Source organism: Thalassoglobus neptunius, assembly GCF_007859735.1.
GTDB lineage: Bacteria > Planctomycetota > Planctomycetia > Planctomycetales > Planctomycetaceae > Thalassoglobus > Thalassoglobus neptunius.
Genome location: NZ_SIHI01000014.1, coordinates 19,343 through 38,369, shown reverse-complemented (window position 1 = coordinate 38,369; position 19,027 = coordinate 19,343). Strand labels below are relative to the sequence as shown.

15 protein-coding genes are annotated in these 19,027 nt (G+C 51.8%); 11 read left to right on the top strand and 4 right to left on the bottom strand.

Features of this window, described 5'->3' with window-relative positions:
* Nucleotides 1–2: 2 nt before the first annotated feature.
* The 4 genes from KOR42_RS17145 to KOR42_RS17130 all read right to left on the bottom strand — a co-directional run bounded on the left by KOR42_RS17145 (nucleotide 3) and on the right by KOR42_RS17130 (nucleotide 5,761).
* Complete coding sequence (locus KOR42_RS17145; protein WP_146511073.1) at nucleotides 3–1,760, bottom strand: CRTAC1 family protein; 1,758 nt, start codon at nucleotides 1,758–1,760, stop codon at nucleotides 3–5.
* A 68-nt stretch (nucleotides 1,761–1,828) separates the two neighbouring features.
* On the bottom strand, nucleotides 1,829–2,245 hold the full coding sequence (locus KOR42_RS17140) for a hypothetical protein (protein ID WP_146511072.1): 417 nt from the start codon (nucleotides 2,243–2,245) through the stop codon (nucleotides 1,829–1,831).
* A 206-nt stretch (nucleotides 2,246–2,451) separates the two neighbouring features.
* Nucleotides 2,452–3,534: a DUF1559 domain-containing protein gene (locus KOR42_RS17135; protein WP_146511071.1), complete on the bottom strand. Its 1,083-nt coding sequence runs from the start codon at nucleotides 3,532–3,534 to the stop codon at nucleotides 2,452–2,454.
* A 475-nt stretch (nucleotides 3,535–4,009) separates the two neighbouring features.
* On the bottom strand, nucleotides 4,010–5,761 hold the full coding sequence (locus KOR42_RS17130) for a tetratricopeptide repeat protein (RefSeq protein ID WP_146511070.1): 1,752 nt from the start codon (nucleotides 5,759–5,761) through the stop codon (nucleotides 4,010–4,012).
* A 552-nt stretch (nucleotides 5,762–6,313) separates the two neighbouring features.
* Here KOR42_RS17130 and KOR42_RS17125 point away from each other — a divergent pair.
* The 11 genes from KOR42_RS17125 (at nucleotide 6,314) to tssG (ending at nucleotide 19,013) form a co-directional block, all read left to right on the top strand.
* Complete coding sequence (locus KOR42_RS17125; RefSeq protein WP_146511069.1) at nucleotides 6,314–7,666, top strand: YHS domain-containing protein; 1,353 nt, start codon at nucleotides 6,314–6,316, stop codon at nucleotides 7,664–7,666.
* 379 nt (nucleotides 7,667–8,045) lie between these two features.
* Complete coding sequence (locus tag KOR42_RS17120) at nucleotides 8,046–8,462, top strand: hypothetical protein (protein WP_231740977.1); 417 nt, start codon at nucleotides 8,046–8,048, stop codon at nucleotides 8,460–8,462.
* A gap of 4 nt (nucleotides 8,463–8,466) precedes the next feature.
* Nucleotides 8,467–9,156, top strand: coding sequence for a sigma-70 family RNA polymerase sigma factor (locus KOR42_RS17115; RefSeq protein WP_146511067.1), 690 nt, complete (start codon nucleotides 8,467–8,469; stop codon nucleotides 9,154–9,156).
* Nucleotides 9,157–9,464: 308 nt separating this feature from the next.
* The gene (gene tssA, locus KOR42_RS17110; protein ID WP_146511066.1) at nucleotides 9,465–10,565 is read left to right on the top strand and encodes a type VI secretion system protein TssA; all 1,101 of its coding nucleotides are present in this window, start codon (nucleotides 9,465–9,467) and stop codon (nucleotides 10,563–10,565) included.
* A gap of 327 nt (nucleotides 10,566–10,892) precedes the next feature.
* A complete protein-coding gene (gene tssB / locus KOR42_RS17105) occupies nucleotides 10,893–11,426 on the top strand; it encodes a type VI secretion system contractile sheath small subunit (RefSeq protein WP_146511065.1) in 534 nt (177 codons plus the stop codon).
* Nucleotides 11,423–12,913 carry a type VI secretion system contractile sheath large subunit gene (gene tssC, locus KOR42_RS17100; RefSeq protein ID WP_146511064.1) on the top strand — a complete coding sequence of 497 codons (1,491 nt, stop codon included), beginning with the start codon at nucleotides 11,423–11,425 and terminating at the stop codon, nucleotides 12,911–12,913. Before tssB ends, tssC (KOR42_RS17100) begins: the two co-directional genes overlap by 4 nt.
* Nucleotides 12,914–13,106: 193 nt before the next feature.
* Nucleotides 13,107–14,678 (top strand): type VI secretion system contractile sheath large subunit, encoded by a 1,572-nt coding sequence (tssC, locus tag KOR42_RS17095; protein WP_231740976.1) that lies wholly within the window; start codon nucleotides 13,107–13,109, stop codon nucleotides 14,676–14,678.
* Between the two features lie 4 nt (nucleotides 14,679–14,682).
* Entirely contained in the window at nucleotides 14,683–15,483 is an 801-nt protein-coding gene (locus KOR42_RS17090) for a type VI secretion system accessory protein TagJ (protein ID WP_146511062.1), read from the top strand.
* Between the two features lie 130 nt (nucleotides 15,484–15,613).
* Entirely contained in the window at nucleotides 15,614–16,099 is a 486-nt protein-coding gene (gene tssE, locus KOR42_RS17085; RefSeq protein ID WP_146511061.1) for a type VI secretion system baseplate subunit TssE, read from the top strand.
* Nucleotides 16,100–16,107: 8 nt separating this feature from the next.
* Nucleotides 16,108–17,946: a type VI secretion system baseplate subunit TssF gene (tssF, locus tag KOR42_RS17080; protein WP_146511060.1), complete on the top strand. Its 1,839-nt coding sequence runs from the start codon at nucleotides 16,108–16,110 to the stop codon at nucleotides 17,944–17,946.
* Complete coding sequence (gene tssG, locus KOR42_RS17075; protein WP_146511059.1) at nucleotides 17,904–19,013, top strand: type VI secretion system baseplate subunit TssG; 1,110 nt, start codon at nucleotides 17,904–17,906, stop codon at nucleotides 19,011–19,013. The genes tssF and tssG overlap by 43 nt, the downstream gene beginning before the upstream one ends.
* Nucleotides 19,014–19,027 lie beyond the last annotated feature (14 nt).

Sequence of the window (19,027 nt, the reverse complement as noted above, 5' to 3'; positions counted from 1 at the left end):
CCTTATTCTGGAAAGGCGTTTTCTGAAAGAATCGGAGTCCCGGTCCCCTCCACAAGGACATGAAGTTCGTCCGTGGTGAGGTTTTGCCACAATTCCGATTTCCCTGATGGCCAGTGGACAGTGATTCGATCCGCTTTCACTGGAGAGAGTTCTTCGGTGTCGTCAGTGTCCGGGGTCGGCAGGATTCCGAAAACCATCTCTCGGTGCCGACTCGAGAGGTAACTTTCGTTCACTGAAAGTGTTCGAGTGAGTTTTTGTCGCGGTGTTTCGACAGTAACGATTGCCCCAACAGGAAGACGGGAAGAACGCGTTCCGATCAGCAGAAGTCGAAGAGGATGCCCCGCCTGTTCAGTTGTGTTTCGAAGCAATAGTGCAGACTGGTCAAGATGATTGACAGCGATATCGGGCCTTCCGTCGCGGTCGAAATCTGCGATCGCTGTTCCGCGGCCGAGTCCGAACTTTTGCAGGGGCGCTCCGGCTGTTGCGGTCACGTCCTCAAACTTTCCACTTCTCCCTCGGAAAACCTGAGACTGCTGCTGATAGGGAACGTCCCGTTTGAGGATATTCAATTGGTCGTGGATGTGCCCATTTGTGACGAACAAGTCCAGTTCTCCGTCATTGTCAAAGTCGACGAAGCTGGTTCCGAAACCGAGGAAAGAATAACTCGCGCTGGCCAGACCGACTTCCGGAGTGACATCGAGGAAGAATCCGAAACCTTCGTTTCGATAGAAGGTATTCGTCTCGGCAAAGTAGTTGGTGACGAACAGGTCGAGGAGTCCGTTGTTATCGGCGTCGTCACAGGTGACTCCCATCCCAGCTTCACGTTCTCCGACTCGATTCAACGCCGTCCCTGACAATAAACCCTGTTCATTGAACTCTCCTCCATTGTTGATCCAGAGCTGGTTGGGGGTCGAGTCGTTCGCGATATACAGGTCGAGGTCTCCATCTCGATCGATATCGGCGGTAATGATTCCGAGGCCGGGCTGACTGGGGCCTGTCTGGAATCCGAGTTCCTTCGATGCTTCCACGAATGTGCCATCGCCTCTTCCGACATACGCACAGTCCGGTTCGGGTGTGTAAGTCCAGGGAGGACAAGCGATGGGAAGGTTCTTGCCTTCCGGAGACTGGTCGGTACACGTTTTGTAGTTCTCGGGTGAGATTTGAACGTAGTTCACGACGAATAAGTCGGGGACTCCATCGGATTGGAAGTCGGTCCAGGCGCAGCTTGCTCCGTATCTGGAGTTCTTGAGGTTGGCTGCTTCAGACTGTTCGGTGAAGGTTCCGTCGCCGTTGTTCGAATACAACCGGTCCCGTCCGACGTTGCTGACGTAAACGTCTGGAAATCCGTCGTTGTTGCAGTCGCCGACTGAGATACCCATCGCGTATCCGGGAGCGAAAATCATGGCGGACTTCGTTACGTCCAGAAATTCGCCTGTGATGTTCCGGCATAAGACGTCACCGAGTCCAGACTCTGGATCGAGCGTTCCCGTCCAGCCGCCCCCTTGACCGAAATAGAGGTCGACGAATCCGTCAAGGTCGTAATCGAGCGCTCCGACTCCCGATCCCATCGTCAAATGGATATGGCGTTTGGGAGATTGCGGAGAAACGTGGCGAAAGGGGACGCGAAGTTTCTGGTCGAAGGTCAAAGGTGGATCAGGTTCCGCAGCGGTGATCTGCCATCCTGGGACAATGAAAAAAACGAACCACACCGCAATCGCAGTGTGGTTCGTTTTGTGAATCAGTCGATGCAGGGAGTTCATAGACGGCCTGCTTTTACCGAACAGATAGAGACATGAACAACCTGTGAGAACGTTCGTCAACGCCTGATCTACTCCTGAGCAGGCTGGCCAACTCGTAGATCAGTAATCGCTTTCAGAAGGTTGTCGTAAGCAGCTTTGGTTGCTTCGTTGTCGCTTCCACCAGCTTTCTCGATGAGATCATTGGCCGCGGCGACAACTGCGTCTTTTTGCGGTTGTTTGCTGGCTGCATCTTCAGGAAGCGGAGCAGCTTCAAACTGTTCGACAGCACTCTTGAAGGAGTCCTTTTTAACGGCTGCTTTCAACCCGTTGACGTTGCCACCACCATAAGCGTATCCAACTTCCATCATGGCTGTCTGGTCGAAATCTTCGAGAGCCGGATAGCTGAGGGAAGGAATCTCCTGCGACATTTCCTTAACGGAAGGGTTTCCGCACCCAACCTGCAACAATGCAACGACGGAAAAGCAAATCCAAAGCCGTGAGAACATTTCTGAGTCTTTCTTTGACGATCAGATAAGAATATGAACGTGAGAAAAGAAGCAAACGAGCGATTGAAATCGCTCGTTTGCGGAATTCACTTCAGCTGAACAAAAAGCAGTGCAAACTATTCGATTTCGAAAACTCGCGTAAACCGTTGTCGCTGGGAAGCGGCGATTCGTGTTTACGCAATGTCTTCAACCACTTGAAAACTTGACTAGAAGGCGATGACGTTCGCTTCTTTGCCAGATCGTGAGAACATGTGTGCCCACGAAACTCCGTCGACGTTTTCTGAAACGAACCGAACCGCTCCGTCACCGAAGAGTGCCTGAGCACCCCCAGCGTGAGCACTGGAGAGTGGCAATCCGCCACCGTTTCCGGCATCAACACGGTCAGTCCAGATCACTTGATCCGGTTTTGGATCGTTGATACGCCAAATTTGACGCCATTGATTTGGGTTAGCTCCATCGTTTGCTGGGAGGCTTGTGTCTTCGACAACACCAGCGTTGCACTGACACCAAGCTGTGCTTTCGAACCATTCACGGCAACGTTCTCGATTGTGGGTGTTTCCAACAGTTCCGTTTGGTCCGGCAGGGGATGGGTACCCACCGCTGGTTCGAACCAAAGTTTTTCCACGGAAGACTTCCCCGACCAGAATTGTGTTCGAAGAACCGTCTTTGGCGTCTTCAACGCTGGCTCCGGTTCGGGTCATCAGCCCAAGGTCGCCGTCAGTGTTTCGTTCGGCTCCGTGGCTACGATCGGAACGTGAACGCACAGCCGCTGGGTAGTTCGATCCGTGAACAGCTCTCCCTGAGTAAGCTCCAATACTTGATTCGGTGTCATCGCTTGGGCAAAGGTAAGCAGAGATGACGGTTGAAATGGCAACTGAGCTTGGGGTGTCATTCGGCACACCACCATTAGCTCCAAAGCAACCGTTCAATCCGGTGTTGTCACTATCGAGTGAGTTGAAGAGTGGAGCCTGGTCGATGTACGGCAGGATCGAAACGCGCCAGCCCCAGCCACGGCTGCGGACCCAAGCGTTACAGCCATTGCCTGTTGCGTACAGGTTGGGGTTTCCGTACGCCATGACGGTGTTCGGGAACTGATTGTAGGCGTCGTGGTAGTTGTGCAGCGCCAGTCCGATTTGTTTCAGGTTGTTTCGGCACTGCGTTCGGCGTGCAGCTTCGCGAGCCTGTTGAACGGCTGGCAAAAGCAACGCGATGAGGATGGCGATGATCGCGATGACGACCAGTAATTCAATCAGCGTGAAAGCTTTTCTTTGACGTAAGTTTCTGTTCATGAAGTGAAATCTCCTGAAAAAAGAAAGAAAAACCAAACAGAAAATGGGATGAAAGGGTCAACGTAGTATCAATACATCCACTTATCTGTATGCATCGTAGGCTAAGGGGGCACAGTTGGCAAGCTAACTGCGGTCAAAGTTACGCTTTGCGCCTCTGATCGGGGGCGTCAAAGGGGCGGTCGCATTCACCAACGCAATTGTGAAACCGAGTAAAATGCGGATCGGCACTGGAGAATTCATCCCGCTAATGAGAAAAATGTCAAAAGTCTGCAAAGATTTTTGCTCAATTTGAATACACCGAAGTGCAGGAATCGTGAGAACTTAACCGGGCTGAACTGAATCCGGTTGCGACAAGTTCGCGATTGTTTTGGTCTTGAGGGAGACCGTTGGTTTGGAACGCGGTACTACCGTGTGTTCGGAGCGAATGGGCGATTTTGAAGAGCTAAAAAATTTCAGAGATTCGGAAACAAAGCGGCTAGTGAACGGCAAGTTCACGCGCACGGTCTGCGTAGTCGTTCCCGTTCTGAGTGTCAGAACGTGCTTCAGCAACCTGTGCCGCCAACTGATAGGATTCGGCTTTCCACGGTTTTCGCTTCAAAAGAATTTGCGCCATTTCATGGGCATCTTCGAGATTGCCGAGGCGCAAATGTTCTTTAACGAGGCTTTCGATCAGAGAATTTGTCATGACATCGGTGTTGAGTGACTCAAAGCACTCCCGGCGACTTGGGGAGAGTTGATCGAGTTTGCCGAGAATTTCGTTGACCAGGAACTGGATATGTTGTTGATGGTCAAGCGTGTTTTGAAAGGGGCGGGATTCAAGAACTTGAATCGAGAATGAAAGAGCTGCGAGTTCGTCCTCGGTGACCAGTCCGACCTGAGTGACCAACTCATCGTCGGTGATTTCGTGATCGGTCGGCCATGTCAGCTTCCGCGCGTTCTGAACCACTGGGGCAAGAAGACGGGCGAGGGCAGCGTGCCCTTGCTGGTTGTAGTGAACATGTTCCAGAAACAAGTCAAAGCCCGGAGCTGGAAATTCTGTGTATGCATCCAGTTCATCAACCACGTCGACGAATTGAACTGATGGGTGAGAAGCGGCGATGTCTCGAATTGCCTTTGTGAATGGGCTCGGAGCACGAAAGCGGCAGCCATCATAGTCTCGGGCGAGTTCGTATTCCTTCAATGCGGCGTCCGGTTCGTTGAGGCGTTCGAGGCATTGAGCAAGCCGGTAATGAGACGCTGCGTGTTCCGGGCAGACTTCGATGGCTTTGTTGAGTTTCTCACGACTGAGTTCGTAGTTGTCGTCGAGCATTGCGATTTCGGCGTCTCGCATCGCGATGGCCCAGTCGTTTTGCTCAATCTCTGTGATGTCGTGCGGAAGGAAGGCATTGAGTGGGCCCTGATCACGCAAGTTGCAGGCGACAGTTGTGAGGACAACCGGAATCCCCGCGTTCGATGCGGTCGTGATCGCTGTATCGAGGTTGGAAATCAGATTGTCCGTCGCTTGTGAGACCATCTCACTTTCAAACGGGATCTGAAATGTCGAGGGCAAGACGGACAGGAGGTCGTCTTGAACCTGTTGCTTGGAGGTCAATGTCAGCAGCTGGCTGAGGCGAGTTCGTCGCCAACGATAAAATGATGGAGCGAACGAAGTGGGGATTTGCTGAGCTGTCGAAGCTGGCCCACCGGGTCCGTAGAACTCGTTGTGTCCTGTATGGAGAATGATCAGGTCCGGATTGAGTTGCAGTGACTGCTGCACGAGGTCAGCGACGGCAAAGCTGTTGATCGAGGTGATTCCGAGATTGAGGACCTCCACCGGACGTTCTGGGGAAACGTCATTCAGAAGGACTTGCAGGTACTTAGGAAAGGCGACTTCCGGTGCATACGGGAAGCCGATGACCGTTGAGCCGCCGATTACGACCACGCGATCGATTTCCTTTTGAGGAGGAATATCGATTCGACGAGGCTGGGGGCCCATGACATCGCCAATTCCCACATAAACGCGATCTGCCCGCGGATTGATTTGCCAGGGCAGTTCTCGATCGAGACTCGTCAACTGAATGACGAGCGAAAGATCGGTCCCGTATCCGGCAGTTCTCAAGATGGCTTCTGAAAGCCCAATCAGTAAAAACGGAAAGGCAATGGCAAGAGTTCGGAAGATCCATATTCGCCTTCGCGAGCGCGGAGGGCGTCTTGTCTTCGGAGTAACTTCTGTTTCTTGATTGGTCATCAGGTCGGTGAACTTCGAGTTGAAAGACTCTTGCCGGGACAGTTTGCAGCCCGAGAACAATTTGCGGTCCGAAAAACGGCGAGCGGTTCGTTCGCATCATAAGAGTGTGACCGTTCGCATCACAAACGTCTCGAAAAGTCCCTGCTGGAAAGCTCTTTGTTCCCGAACTGTTCTTAGGCTCGAACTGCGTAATCAGAACTCTTTCTAAACTTCGGACAGCGCGTGATTCCGGTCTTTGCCGACTTGCCAAAGTCATGGCTGTATCAAAACGATGCGACGTGCTAAAGGCTCATTTGACGTGGAGAAAGGCATCGAGAGATCGGAGCAAGCGGCGTTTCTCGCTGGAAATCACGGAGACTCGCTGAGCATTCGGCGGGATGTGCCGGTGAATTTCTTCCGCAGAGTTTACCTATTCGGACCAACGCGCAATTTCGCGGTTGTTTCCTGTCGAACCACTTGCATCGACCAAAGCGGTCTTGTCGGAGAAGACAACTCGTTCCGAATGAAGACAATGAATCGATTTCTCAACTCTTCTCACGGAGGTCTTAACCAATGTCCGCCACAATCACACGGCGAACACCGAGTCGGGCAGCCAAGGTATTCCTGTGCCTGATGTGTCTGACGACCGGTTTCGTTTCAATTTCCGAAGCACAAGACAAAGGTGCACCTCCCTGGGGGGAATTCCTTCGTCGTTTCGAGAAAGATCGTCTGCTGAAAGAGCCATTTCATATGGCAGAGGAAACCACTCCCAAAGGGTTGGCTTCCAAGATTCGTGCACGGGAACTGGACGTTCCGAACAGAATCAAGGCGATTGACTATCTTGCGTCACTCGATTGCAGCCAGTTTCCAGAAGCGAAGGAAATGCTGATCGTCGCGATGCAGGAAGACCAGTTTGAGCGCGTTCGATTCGCTGCGGCGAAGGGATTGCGGGACATGCTGGAGCGCAACGGTTGCAACTCAGGTCGCGGCCGCAACAACACTTGCCAGGACTGCCAGCAGAGCCAGGGTGTCTGGGCCAGTTGCGTCGGTTTCTACACCAGCACAGTTGATACTGTGAAGCACAAAATGAAAAATCGTGAACGGCAAGAAGCACGCGCTGAAGATTGTCGCTGCAAGAACTGCTGTGATGAAGACACTCTGAACGCACTCGCCAAGACCGCGTACGAAATGGACGAAAAAGGCTGCCCGGTTGAGCCATCGACACGAGTTCGCGAAATGGCAGTGGAAGCGATCAGCGTTTGCGGAATCGAATGTCACTATCGACCATATTATGTCTCGACCGAAGTCAGCCCAATGCCGGCTGTCGAAGAAGAGCCAACGGTTGATCCCGAAGCTGTTCGACCGCTCGATCCGGAAAATATCCCAGCTCCTGAACTCGAAGAAGTTCCAGAAGTCGATGCCGAAGAGGTTCCTGCAATCGATCGGACACCGATGGACGACGACATGGAAGACGTTCCAGAACTTCCGCAGGAAGCACAGTTGCCACCTCTGCCAGAACTGACAGAAACTCCAGCTCCGGCTGTTGAAAAAACTGCTGAGCTCGTTGCTCCATCGCCAATCAGCCACCTGGAAAAGATCTGCATCGTTTCCTGGCGTGACGGCGTTCGAGTGACTCCTGATCCGTCACAGGAAGCTGTCTACAAAGGCCGCATCTATCACTTCGCCAATGAGGAATGTCTGAACAAGTTTCAGGCAGATCCTGAGAAGTATGCTGTCGCCTTCGGCGGTTGCGATCCTGTTCATTTCGTGAAAACTCACGAAGTGAAAGTCGGACGTTACCTCGTCGATTGCGGTGGTCGCTTCTACATGTTCTCGACCATTGAAAACCTCGAGGAATTCAATGCACAACCCGAGAGCTACTCTTTGAAGCAGGATCGAGTGGTCCAGGTTTCAGGGAACGAGTGAGTTTCGAGTCACGATTGAAGTGTCTGCGACATTGACGAATGACCTTGCGACAAATGCTGTCGCAAGGTCATTTGTTTTTTGGCTTCATTTTTTGCTCATTCGGTTTCCCGGGGCGGCCTCACTCTCAGGAGATGACAACTGATTTTTGAAACCTCTGCACCACAGCATTCATTGTGAAGTATTCTTGAAGTCGAGCAGATGTGTGGATTTGAGATGGCTGTTGACACACATTCATGAGAACATGTTCGAAGAGTCCTTCTGAGACATTCTTCGCGAATTCGCAATCATCAACTCTGTGTTCATCGAAAGAAAATGGTTCAGGCGAGTGCAGTGAAAGCTTGAACTTGGTCTAATTCGAGACGTTGATGGCAGCGGTGTGATGGCACTGGTGACTAGTGGGGGCACGATGAGTGGATTCAATTCAAGCTCTGGCGACCAGGATTCGAACTCGTTTCGAGCAACTGATCGAGACGGGAACGATGACTTCGTCAAGCGGCTTCCCAAACTCAATCTTCTATCGCAGATATTGAGTTCCGCAGACGCGCAAGATGTGGGTTCCGAAGAAACCAATCAACTTCGACAAGAGTTTCAGGAACTGAGGAATCGTCTTGGGGAGAACAGATCGTTCGACAAAGAAGTGGCCGCCCAAATGGTGGAAGTGGTGACATCGAAGATCGAAGGGCTTGAGGCTCCATTGTCAGAGAAGCTGGTTGACTGGGTCGCCGAAACTCTTTGCGAAGACCCGGTGTCGCGTCGTCGGCTGGAACAGATTTGGTCGGATTTGACAGGGCAATAGTGCAATGACGACTCGAAGCAAAACAGATGTTCCATCTCCACGAGACCTCGTCAACAGTTGTCAGGGGTTAGTGCGGTCGATTGCGTGGAAGCTGCATCAAAGGCTCCCCAAGAATGTTGATCTCGATGATTTGATCGGGTTCGGTCAAATTGGTCTCTCTGAAGCAGCGCGAGACTTTGATGTTCGCCGCGGCGTCAACTTCTCGACCTATGCCTACTACCGGATCCGGGGATCGATTCTGGACGGTCTCGGGAAAATGTCATGGTTCAGCAAAGCCGATTTTAATCGCGGCCGATATGAGCAGAGTGCCAATGACGTGCTCGCAACAAGTTCTTCTGGGGGAGCAAACAGCGAAGATCTTTCGTGGTTCGCTTCAACAACCAATGCATTGGCAACGGTGTTTCTCGTCTCTCAACTGGGAAGCGAAGACAGGCCCGGCGGCGAGGCTGTTGACAATTCCTATGAAGAGAGAGAACGACAGGTTGAGCAACTTGATCTTCTGGAGAAATTGAGGGAATTAATTCAGGAGTTGCCGGACCAGCAGCGAGAAATTGTGGAGGGAGTCTACTACGACGGACTCACCATTAAGGCAGCTGGAGAACGAGTTGGAATCAGCAAAGCGTGGGCGAGTCGCGTTCATAAACAGGCGCTCGAAACGTTAATGCTGCGACTCACGAATTCACAAATCGTGTAAAATATTTGAAACTCTGTGTTTCGGGCGTTAGACTCCCGAGAGAGTAGGGAAAGAGTTTAATTGCGTTTTCTTCTCTGAACTTCGCAATTTCCATGAGCAAATCTTTTGAACGCAATTTGCGAGCGGAAAGAAATTTCTGGGAAGATGATGCAGAGTTGAGTCGAATTGATACGACTTTAACCAAACGTGGTGCGTCAAGTGCTCGACGCTTCACAGGATCCATTTGCAAGAATCGTGCGGGTTCACCAACTTCGCCGCAGAGATTGGTGAATGCATTTGGCAATTGAGAAGACATTAGAAAGGGGCCGATGGGAACCGACGTTGATCTCCCCTTGTTGCTTGAACCGATCAGCGAAGACCAGCCGGGTGGTGTCGATTTACGGGACGATGACGATCCCAACAATATCTTTCGTCGTGTGAAAGATGCGAGAAACTCCGCCCGTCAGGAAGAAACGCAGAGCGATCAGGACGGTGAATCGTCCGCGAGTTCGATTCCGTTCTGGCGTGAAGTCTGGGATGAAGGCCAGGAATATCTCCGGACCCAGGCCAAAGATCTCGAAATCGCTGCCTATATGATCGAGGCGGCCATCCGACTTGATGGGTTTGCAGGGTTCGCCAAATCGATCGAATTAACGACCGAACTTGTCACCCGTTTCTGGGGTGAACTTCTTCCGACTCCTGACGAAGACGGAATCGAGACAACGCTGCTTCCCATTGCCAGACTCAATGGGGACGTGATCGCATATCCTCTGATGAGAGTGCCTTTGACCAGCGATGGCTCGTTCGGTCATCTTGTCATGTGGCAATACATTCAGGCTCAGCAGATCGAACAACTCGATCCGGCCGAACGTGAGGTGCGAATCTCTCGCGGAGCGGTGACGCTCGAACAGTTTCGTCAGGCGATCGCAGAAACGCCGACGGAGTTCTTCACCGAGACCAGAAACAATCTTGCGAAGTGTCAGGCGGAACTTGAGCGGCTGAATGACGTGTTCAGTGAGCAAGCTGGTGATGAGTTTGCTCCGAATTTGTCCAAGTTCGAATCAGCGATTCGTGAAGCTGAAAACGTTCTGGTGCAGCTGGCCGGAGACAGACTCTCTGATGCAGTTGATGTCGATGATTCAGAAGAGCAATCCGAAGCAGAATCATCCGGCGAGTCGGGAGCTGGTGCTCCACCGCCAAAACGAGATGGGATTCAAAGTCGTAACGACGCCTTTGACATACTTGAGAAAGTCGCTCGCTGGATTGAACAGCACGAACCACAAAGCCTGCTTCCGTCAGAGATTCGCAAAGTGATCCGACGCGGAAAAATGACTCCGCAGGAATTGTACGAAGATTTGATCAGTGATTCTGACGTCCGCCGGTCTCTGTATCGCGACGTTGGAATCGTTGTTCCGGAAGAAGAGTATTAGAAGGAATGTGACAGACTAAACGAAGAGTTCGCAGAGGCCATTCCAATCCCCATGATCGCAGCAGATGAGGTCGACCTGACTCACAATTGAGTCTTTGAGCAACCGGTTCTGTGATTGACATACTAAGAATGAATGCCTTGACGAATGACGTGTCTTCATATTCGCACCTCGGCAATGAGTGTGCGTTCAACTTGACAACAGCAATCGTTTTGCCGCACAGTTGAAGGGTCGCTGAGCGGCTTTGACCGCTTGACTCTTCCAAATCTTGTCTTTTTACAAACTGGTGAGTTTAGAAACTCAGTCACCGAAGAACGGGGGAATGCGTCGATGCCAGAATCTATCCAGCACAAGCTTGATCGTGTGCGGAAACCGCGGGTCCACATCACATACGATGTCGAGATTGGTGACGCAATCGTCAAGAAAGAACTTCCGTTCGTGATGGGTGTGATGGGCGATTTCTCAGGAAATCCATCCAGTCCGCCAAAGAGCCTGAGTCAGCGAAAGTTTGTCTCCATCGATAGAGACAACTTCAACGACATCATGGCGAACATCTCACCGGAGCTGAATATTCGCGTCAAAAACACCATGGTGGAAGGCGAAGAAGACTCCGAAATGGCCGTCCAGTTGAAGTTCAATTCAATGGACGATTTTGATCCAGCAAAGATCGTCGAGCAGATCCCGGCCTTGAAGGGACTTCTCGACTCACGTGACAAGCTGCGAGACCTTTTGACCACCATGGATCAATCAGAAGATCTCGAGCAGGCGCTCGAAAAAATTCTTAGCGATACTGAGCAGTTACAAAAAATTGCCGACGAAATCGGTTCGGATTCATCTGACAGCGACAAAGGGGGTGAAGAATGAGCGCCGAACAACAACAGGATCAAGCAGCGGCCGAAACAACTTCGGAGGGCAGTCTTCTCGACCAGATGCTGACGTCAATGCCTTCGTCTGTTCAAAAAGATGAAGGACAAGACTTGATTCGCAATCTCGTGAAGATTGCGACTCAAGGAGAAAACCTCGTCGGCAAGAGTGCGATTGCGAAGATCCGCAAAGCGATTGACCAAATCGACGCGACGATGTCGAAACAGCTTGCGGAGGTGATGCACAATCCACAATTCCAAAAGCTTGAAGGTTCGTGGAGAGGTCTTCATCACCTCGTGATGAACTCGGAAACGAGCAAAATGTTGAAGCTGAGAATGCTCAACTTGACCAAGCGGGAACTGTTTAAAGATCTCGACAAGGCCGTTGAGTTTGATCAGAGCCAACTGTTCAAAAAGCTCTACGAAGAAGAATTCGGCATGCCTGGTGGAGAGCCTTACGGGGCCTTGATCGGGGACTACGAATTCACGAACCATCCGGACGACATTGATCTTCTTGAGAAAATCTCGGGAACAGCAGCGGCAGCACACTGTCCGTTCGTTTCGGCTGCGGCTCCGCAGTTGTTTGGCTTCGAGTCATGGACAGAACTCTCCAAGCCTCGCGATCTCGAAAAGATCTTCATGTCGAAGAAGTACACGAAGTGGAATTCGTTCCGAGATTCGGACGATTCCCGTTTCGTGAGTCTCGTCATGCCGCGCGTCCTGGCTCGTCTTCCTTATGGAGCCAACACCAAGCCGATCGATGAATTCGGGTACGAAGAAGTCGAACTCGATGCGAGCGGCGAAGCTGTTGCAACTGAGAACGAAGACTATTGCTGGATGAACGCAGCGTATGTCATGGGAACAAACATGACACGCGCGTTTGCTCAGACTCAGTGGTGTACTGCCATTCGAGGTGTTGAGAACGGCGGAAAAGTCGAAGGACTTCCGGTTCACAACTTTATGAGTGATGACGGAGACGTCGATACTCAGTGTCCAACGGAAATCGGGATTACCGACCGTCGTGAAGCGGAGTTGAGCAAAGAAGGTTTTCTTTCTCTTTGCCACTTCAAGAACACCGACTACTCGGTCTTCTTTGGGGCACAGACGTGTCAACGTCCCAAGAAGTACAACACTCCGGAAGCGACAGCCAATGCTGCGATTTCGGCTCGACTGCCTTACATCATGGCTTCGTCTCGAATTGCTCACTACTTGAAGTGCATTGCTCGGGACAAAATCGGTTCCTTCATGGAACGCAAGGACATGGAAGATTTTCTGCGGAAATGGATCGCAGACTATGTTCTTGATGATGAAAACGCCTCTGGCGAAATGAAAGCCAAATACCCATTGGCCGAAGCCAAGATCGTTGTCGAAGAGATTCCTGGTGCTCCAGGATCTTACAACGCCGTGGCTCATCTACGCCCATGGCTGCAACTCGAAGAACTTTCGACTTCTTTGAGAATGGTCGCAAAGCTTCCTCAGAAAGCTTGAGAAGTGAAGACGACAGGTCCTGCCGTCATTCGATGGCGGGACCTCTATTTTTGCGCCGCTTGATTCCGGGCTCGGAACTGAATCTCCTTCGAACTCAATTTGACAACGAAGAAAAATTTGGGTCAGGTCTCGTTCGAACTGCAACTGGTGAAGCGTTTGAGATAGAGAGGGATTGAACATGGGCGGTGAACCGATGAGTTCAACGACGTCCCTGAATCAAACGGTTGACGCAGCATCCAAAGAACCAACGCTGTTGGAGTCCATTCTTTCGACCGTTGATGAAAAGTTCGTCGCGCCTCATCGAAGTGGAAAACATCCGCAATACCAGAGTCTCGAAGAAGACTGGGAATCATGGATTCAGAAGTGGGTCGGCTCTCTCAAAAAGTCCGGCCAGTCCATTGATCAGGTTCGCTACCGTCTCTCGGATGCCATTGGCGAACTCGATTCCATAATCGCTGCCCAAGTCAATTCAGTGCTGCATCACCCGCAATTCCAGGATTTGGAATCGAATTGGCGGGGATTGAAAATTCTTTGTGACCGGGCTGATGAATTGCAACGCGACGTTGTCGGTGACGAATCGACTGGCGGCGTCGACATCCGAATGCTTTCGGTGACGAAGCGAGAAGTCCGAAAAGACTTCGACAATGCTGTTGAATTCGATCAGAGTCAGATGTTCAAGAAGATCTATGAGGAAGAATTCGGCATGTCCGGAGGAACTCCTTATGGACTGTTGCTGGCGAACTTCGAATTCACCAATCACCCCAATGATATCGATATGCTCAACGAGCTTTCCGGAGTGGGAGCTGCTGCCTTTTGTCCAGTGATCACTTCTGCGACACCGGAGATGCTCGGTATCAGTGACTTCAGTAAGCTTGATCAGCCTCTTCAAATCGACAAGATCTTTCAGCAGACCAAATTTCGGAAGTGGCAGACTCTCCGCAAGAATCCCGACACGCAGTTTCTGGGAGTGACTCTCCCCAGAATTCTGATGCGGTTGCCTCACGATGATGACGGGGCAAGTCCTCAAGGTTTTCGCTTTCGAGAAGACCTCACCGCACCGAATCGAGAAAACTACCTCTGGGGGCCAGCTTCGTGGGGCTTCGCCTGTGTGGTCCTTCGCGCTTACCTTCAAAGCGGCTGGTTCGCAGATATCCGGGGAATGCAGCGAGGGGTTGATGGCGGAGGAGTTGTGACGGAGTTTCCGACGCACTCGTTTAGTACAGACCAGTCAAGCGCTGCTCAAAAGACATCCGTCGAAGTCGCATTGAGTGATCGACTGGAACAGGATTTGACGCATCACGGTTTCATCCCGCTCTCTGCCTGTCACGGGACGCCATTTTCCGCATTCTACGCGAATCAATCGGTTCACGAACCGCAGACGTACAACGACGATGTTGCGACGATGAATGCGCGTGTTTCGGCGATGCTCCAGTACGTTTTGTGTTGTTCGCGAATCTCTCATTTTCTGCGGATTGAAGCTCGAAACAAAATCGGTTCCTTGCAAAGTGCCCAGGCTGTCGAGGATCATCTCGGGCGCTGGATCACCGATTATGTGACGCCCGATGAGAAAGCTTCGCCCGAGATGAAGGCGAAGTACCCACTCCTCAAAGCAGAAATTCAGGTCGACGAAGTTCCTGGAAAACCGGGGACATACAAAGTGCTCATCCACCTGCTTCCGCATTATCAACTGGACGCACTCACATCAACAATGACTTTGACGGCGCGGGAGATCAGTGCTCCCGGAAGTCAAGCAATTAAGGACTAGTGGCATGACGACACCGATCGAACTCTTTCAGCAGGGAAAGCTTGGCGAGGCCGTTGCACTGGCCGCTGACGACGTCCGTTCGACACCCGGAGATATTACCAAGCGAAGTCTCTACTGTGAGCTTCTCTGTTTCACTCGCGACTGGGAACGTGCGGACAAGCAACTGGAAGCGATCACCAAAATCGACAAGGACGCGATGATTGGTGCGGCGATGATCCGGCATCTGATTCGATGTGAGGTTGCCCGCGAAGAAGTCTTTGAGCAAGGCCGTGTTCCTGAGTTCATCAAACAACCTTCCGAATCGACACAGAAACGACTTGAAGCACTCACCTGTTTGCGTGAAGGTGATGTCGCTGCTGCTGTGGAACGGATTCAACAGGCCAGTGAAGCAGAATCGGAACTGACGGGAAAATGCAATCGCGAGGCATTTCAGGGGATTCGAGATCTCGACGATTTGATGGGCCCCATTTTGGAAGTCTTTACAGCAACTGGAGAGTATTACTGGGTCAACCTTGACGAAATTGACGATTTGGAATTTGACGCCCCTAACAATCTCGTTGATCAACTTTGGAGAAAAGCCCGGATCAAAACCGTTGGTGAACTCTCCGGACGCATTTGCGTGCCCGCGATCTATTTCGACTCTGCTTCGAATGAAGATGGAAGAGTCCACGTCGGACGGGCCACAGACTGGGTGCAGAAAGTGCCGGATGGGCCTGTTTGCGGACAAGGTCAACGGGAGCTTCTCGTCGGAGAAGATGTGAAATCCATTATGGAAGTCACAGAAATCGTTATTGAACGCGACTGAGAAAACGAGACTGAGAAATCGAACGACCTGAGATGGAATGCCAAGTGAGAACTGCGTGCTGGCAGCTGTTTAAAGTTCAAGAAGAAGTCGCGGAGTCGAATCGTTCGGAACCCATGGAAGGAGACGTTCAATGAGCCCCGCGGATCGTCATCATCACCAGATTCGCCAGTCTGTTTTCGATCGCCTCATTGATGATGAACCGGATCGTTTTCAGGATGACCCGATCACGGAAACGCAGCTTCTGAGGAAGATCGAGGACTCTGTCCGCAGAGATGTTGAGGATTTGCTCAACACCAAGTATCGCTGTCAGGACTGGCCACCTCAATTCGATTCGCTTGAAGATTCCTTGATCAATTACGGACTCCCTGATTTTACCGCCGCTGGCTTTAATGCGATTAACGAGCCAGATGTGCTTATCTCGTCGATTAAAACCGCGCTGCGTCTCTTCGAGCCCAGACTGAAGAATGTCCGTGTCGAAAAGGTTGCGAATCCAGACTACTACGATCGGACGTTTCGCTTTCGGATTCTGGCGACACTGGTGATCGAGTCACTCGAACAAGATGTTCGGTTTGATTCGATCATGGAATCGGCCTCCGGCCAATTTGAAGTGGGGTAAACGGAAGAATGGCCGATTCAATTGATGCCTGGTACCAACGCGAGTTGGAATATCTGCGCACAGCTGGAGCAGATTTTGCCCAGCGATACGGGAAGATCGCGGACCGCCTGAGTCTGAGTGCCACGGAAACTCAAGATCCCCACGTCGAGCGTCTGCTTCAGGGAGTTGCATTTCTCAACGCTCGCGTTCGACAGAAGCTGGATGACACTTTTCCCGAACTCGTCGATGCGATTCTCGGGATTCTCTATCCCCATCTTGTGTCTCCAATTCCCTCGATGTCCATCGTCGAGTTTGCGATGAGCCCCAAGCAGCAAGATCTGGTCGGGGGATCCGAAATTCCAAGAGGAACGGCATTAGAGACGGAGCGAATCGATGGATTCGCGGGCAGCTATCGAACATGTTCGCCGGTTCGCATGTTTCCGCTAACGGTTCAAAACGCGGAGATTCTGCCCCCACCATTTCAAGGACCTCAAACGTCTCACTCAGTGAATGCCGAGTCAGCGCTCCATCTGACACTGCAACCATTCGACCAGAAGAAACGGATCGCGGAGTACGAATTCGAGACGCTGCGTTTTTATGTCGACATGAGCAACTTCGAACGAGCAGCCCGCCTCGTTGAGTTGTTGTCCACGAACAGCCTCGAAGTCGCCATCAGTGGGGAAGACCCGGACAAACCGGCCCGTGTCCTCCCGGCATCGTGTCTCCGTCAAGTTGGATTCGATGACGATGACGCTGTCTTGCCGACTCCCGTTCAGTCGTTCCCGGGATATCGTTTGCTGACCGAGTACTTCATTCTCCCTCGGAAGTTTCTGTTCTTTGAAATCACCGGGCTGACATCCGAAATACGGAGCGCAGCAGGGACAAATCTGGATCTCTGGGTCTACCTCAAATCGCACGACAAGGATCTTGAGTCACTCGTGCGGCCGTCGGTTATCAAACTCGGATGTACTCCGATCGTCAACTTGTTTCAGCAAACAGCTGATGCGATTCCACTCGGTCGAAATCGTTCCGAATATCGGTTGATTCCTGATGGACGCGCTGAAGCATTCAAAGAGATCTACACGATCGACGATGTTCGAGTGACCGATGACGATTCTGAAGATGTTTACGCTCCGTTTTTCTCCGTCTCTCACAAACATGGACGGTCTTCGAGATATTGGAACGCAACGCGGCGTCCCGGCCCGAAAGCGCGCGATGTTGGAAATTCAGACGGCCCGTCGGAAGTCTACATGACTCTCGTCGACGAACAGTTTCGCGACCTCAGGGAAAGCCGCGGGACTCTGCGGACACGGCTGACATGCTTCAATCGGATGATTCCGGAGCAACTGAGCAAGCGGGAGTTGTCAAAGATTCGTTGGACTCCTGTCGGGGGGCTCGGAGTTGTTGGGAGTATTCGTTGTCTGGTCTCCCCAACACGTACCGTTCGGCAACATCTCGGAATCCGAAACCTATGGCCGCTGATTTCGCAGTTGTCCCTCAATCATCTTTCGCTGAGCGGTCAGGACGGAATGAAAGCCCTTCAGGAAATACTCCGGCTGAACGACCCGATTGCGTCCGTTCACACCGAGAAACTCGTTTCGGGACTTCTCGAAATTCAGGCAGAACCTTGTGTTGCCCGTGTGGAGGGAGTCTTCGCACGTGGCACTGAAATTCAATTCCTCCTTGATGACGAAAGCTACACCGGCGACAGCGCCTATCTCTTCTGCAGTGTCATCGACCGGTTTTTGTCGATGTACTCTTCGCTCAATTCGTTTACTCGCACCAGTGCCAATACAGTCCTCCGCAAAGAGAAAGGGGTCACTCCATGGAAGTGGATACCGAAGGTCGGGCATCGACCTCTGATCTGATCCGCGTTCTCACAGAGAAGTCTGCGGATTTCGATTTCTTTCAGGCAGTGCGGCTGTTGCAGAGTGCGTTGATGCTCGAAGTCGACAGTCGATACCGGCGTTCTGTCGGGATGGATGCGTTGTTTCAGAATGAGCGAATCCGGTTTCGGTCTTTCCAGTCGCTCACGTTTCCCTCGACGGAGATTTCACGAATTCGTCAATTGGGCGACGACGAAAAACCGTCGGCCGAAGTGACAGCGACGTTCATGGGACTGACCGGCCCCAATGGCGTTCTTCCTCCACATTACACATCTCTTGTCATCGAAAGGTCTCACGCCCAGCACAAGGACTATGGTTTACGAGACTTATTCGATCTGTTTAATCATCGAGCCCTTTCGTTCTTCTTTCAGGCGAGCGAAAAGCATCGTTTGCCGTTCGTCTATGAGCGAAGTCAGTTCATTGAGCACCGAGAGAATGCGATAACGACATCGCTTCGGGCCGTGGCCGGCATCGCGGGGCCGGGACTCAACGATCGCAGTTCCTTCCACGATGAAGTCATTCTCTATTTTGGTGGGTTGTTCGCAGATCGTTGTCGAAGTGCGGCGGGGCTCAAACAACTGCTCCAAGCATATTTTCAGATCGATGTCGACGTGGAACAAATGTGCGAGCGCTGGATGTACTTGCCGAAGGAGTGTCTGTCGTCGTTCGCTGCCGGTGATTCAATGTCCGGCGGAAACATGCAACTGGGCTCAAATGTCGTGGCCGGTTCGCGAATGCGTGAGATCCAGAGTCTGTTCCGAGTAGTTTTGCGACTCTTCACCTGGAAGCAGTTTCTCGCGTTCCTTCCGGGGAGTGATGGGCATCAACAATTGGCGGAACTCGTCCATCACTATGCAGGCATCGATTTGGATTTCGAACTCGAGTTTTCCATCCCCGCTGAAGAAGTTTGTCCAATGTCGCTCAGTCGCAACGATGAGTCGAAGCCGATGCTGGGATGGACCACCTGGTTGGGGAGACCGCCTGAACAAACCACAGTGCATGATGCACGATTCCGGTATGGATATGGGGGAATGCCGTTCTCCATCTAATCGAACAGTCACGA

Bases quoted from the DNA above. Each gene is read 5' to 3' on its own strand.
- KOR42_RS17145 (WP_146511073.1), bottom strand. From the start codon at position 1,760: ATGAACTCCCTGCATCGACTGATTCACAAAACGAACCACACTGCGATT.
- KOR42_RS17140 (WP_146511072.1), bottom strand. From the start codon at position 2,245: ATGTTCTCACGGCTTTGGATTTGCTTTTCCGTCGTTGCATTGTTGCAG.
- KOR42_RS17135 (WP_146511071.1), bottom strand. From the start codon at position 3,534: ATGAACAGAAACTTACGTCAAAGAAAAGCTTTCACGCTGATTGAATTA.
- KOR42_RS17130 (WP_146511070.1), bottom strand. From the start codon at position 5,761: ATGACCAATCAAGAAACAGAAGTTACTCCGAAGACAAGACGCCCTCCG.
- KOR42_RS17125 (WP_146511069.1), top strand. From the start codon at position 6,314: ATGTCCGCCACAATCACACGGCGAACACCGAGTCGGGCAGCCAAGGTA.
- KOR42_RS17120 (WP_231740977.1), top strand. From the start codon at position 8,046: ATGGCACTGGTGACTAGTGGGGGCACGATGAGTGGATTCAATTCAAGC.
- KOR42_RS17115 (WP_146511067.1), top strand. From the start codon at position 8,467: ATGACGACTCGAAGCAAAACAGATGTTCCATCTCCACGAGACCTCGTC.
- tssA (WP_146511066.1), top strand. From the start codon at position 9,465: ATGGGAACCGACGTTGATCTCCCCTTGTTGCTTGAACCGATCAGCGAA.
- tssB (WP_146511065.1), top strand. From the start codon at position 10,893: ATGCCAGAATCTATCCAGCACAAGCTTGATCGTGTGCGGAAACCGCGG.
- tssC (WP_146511064.1), top strand. From the start codon at position 11,423: ATGAGCGCCGAACAACAACAGGATCAAGCAGCGGCCGAAACAACTTCG.
- tssC (WP_231740976.1), top strand. From the start codon at position 13,107: ATGAGTTCAACGACGTCCCTGAATCAAACGGTTGACGCAGCATCCAAA.
- KOR42_RS17090 (WP_146511062.1), top strand. From the start codon at position 14,683: ATGACGACACCGATCGAACTCTTTCAGCAGGGAAAGCTTGGCGAGGCC.
- tssE (WP_146511061.1), top strand. From the start codon at position 15,614: ATGAGCCCCGCGGATCGTCATCATCACCAGATTCGCCAGTCTGTTTTC.
- tssF (WP_146511060.1), top strand. From the start codon at position 16,108: ATGGCCGATTCAATTGATGCCTGGTACCAACGCGAGTTGGAATATCTG.
- tssG (WP_146511059.1), top strand. From the start codon at position 17,904: ATGGAAGTGGATACCGAAGGTCGGGCATCGACCTCTGATCTGATCCGC.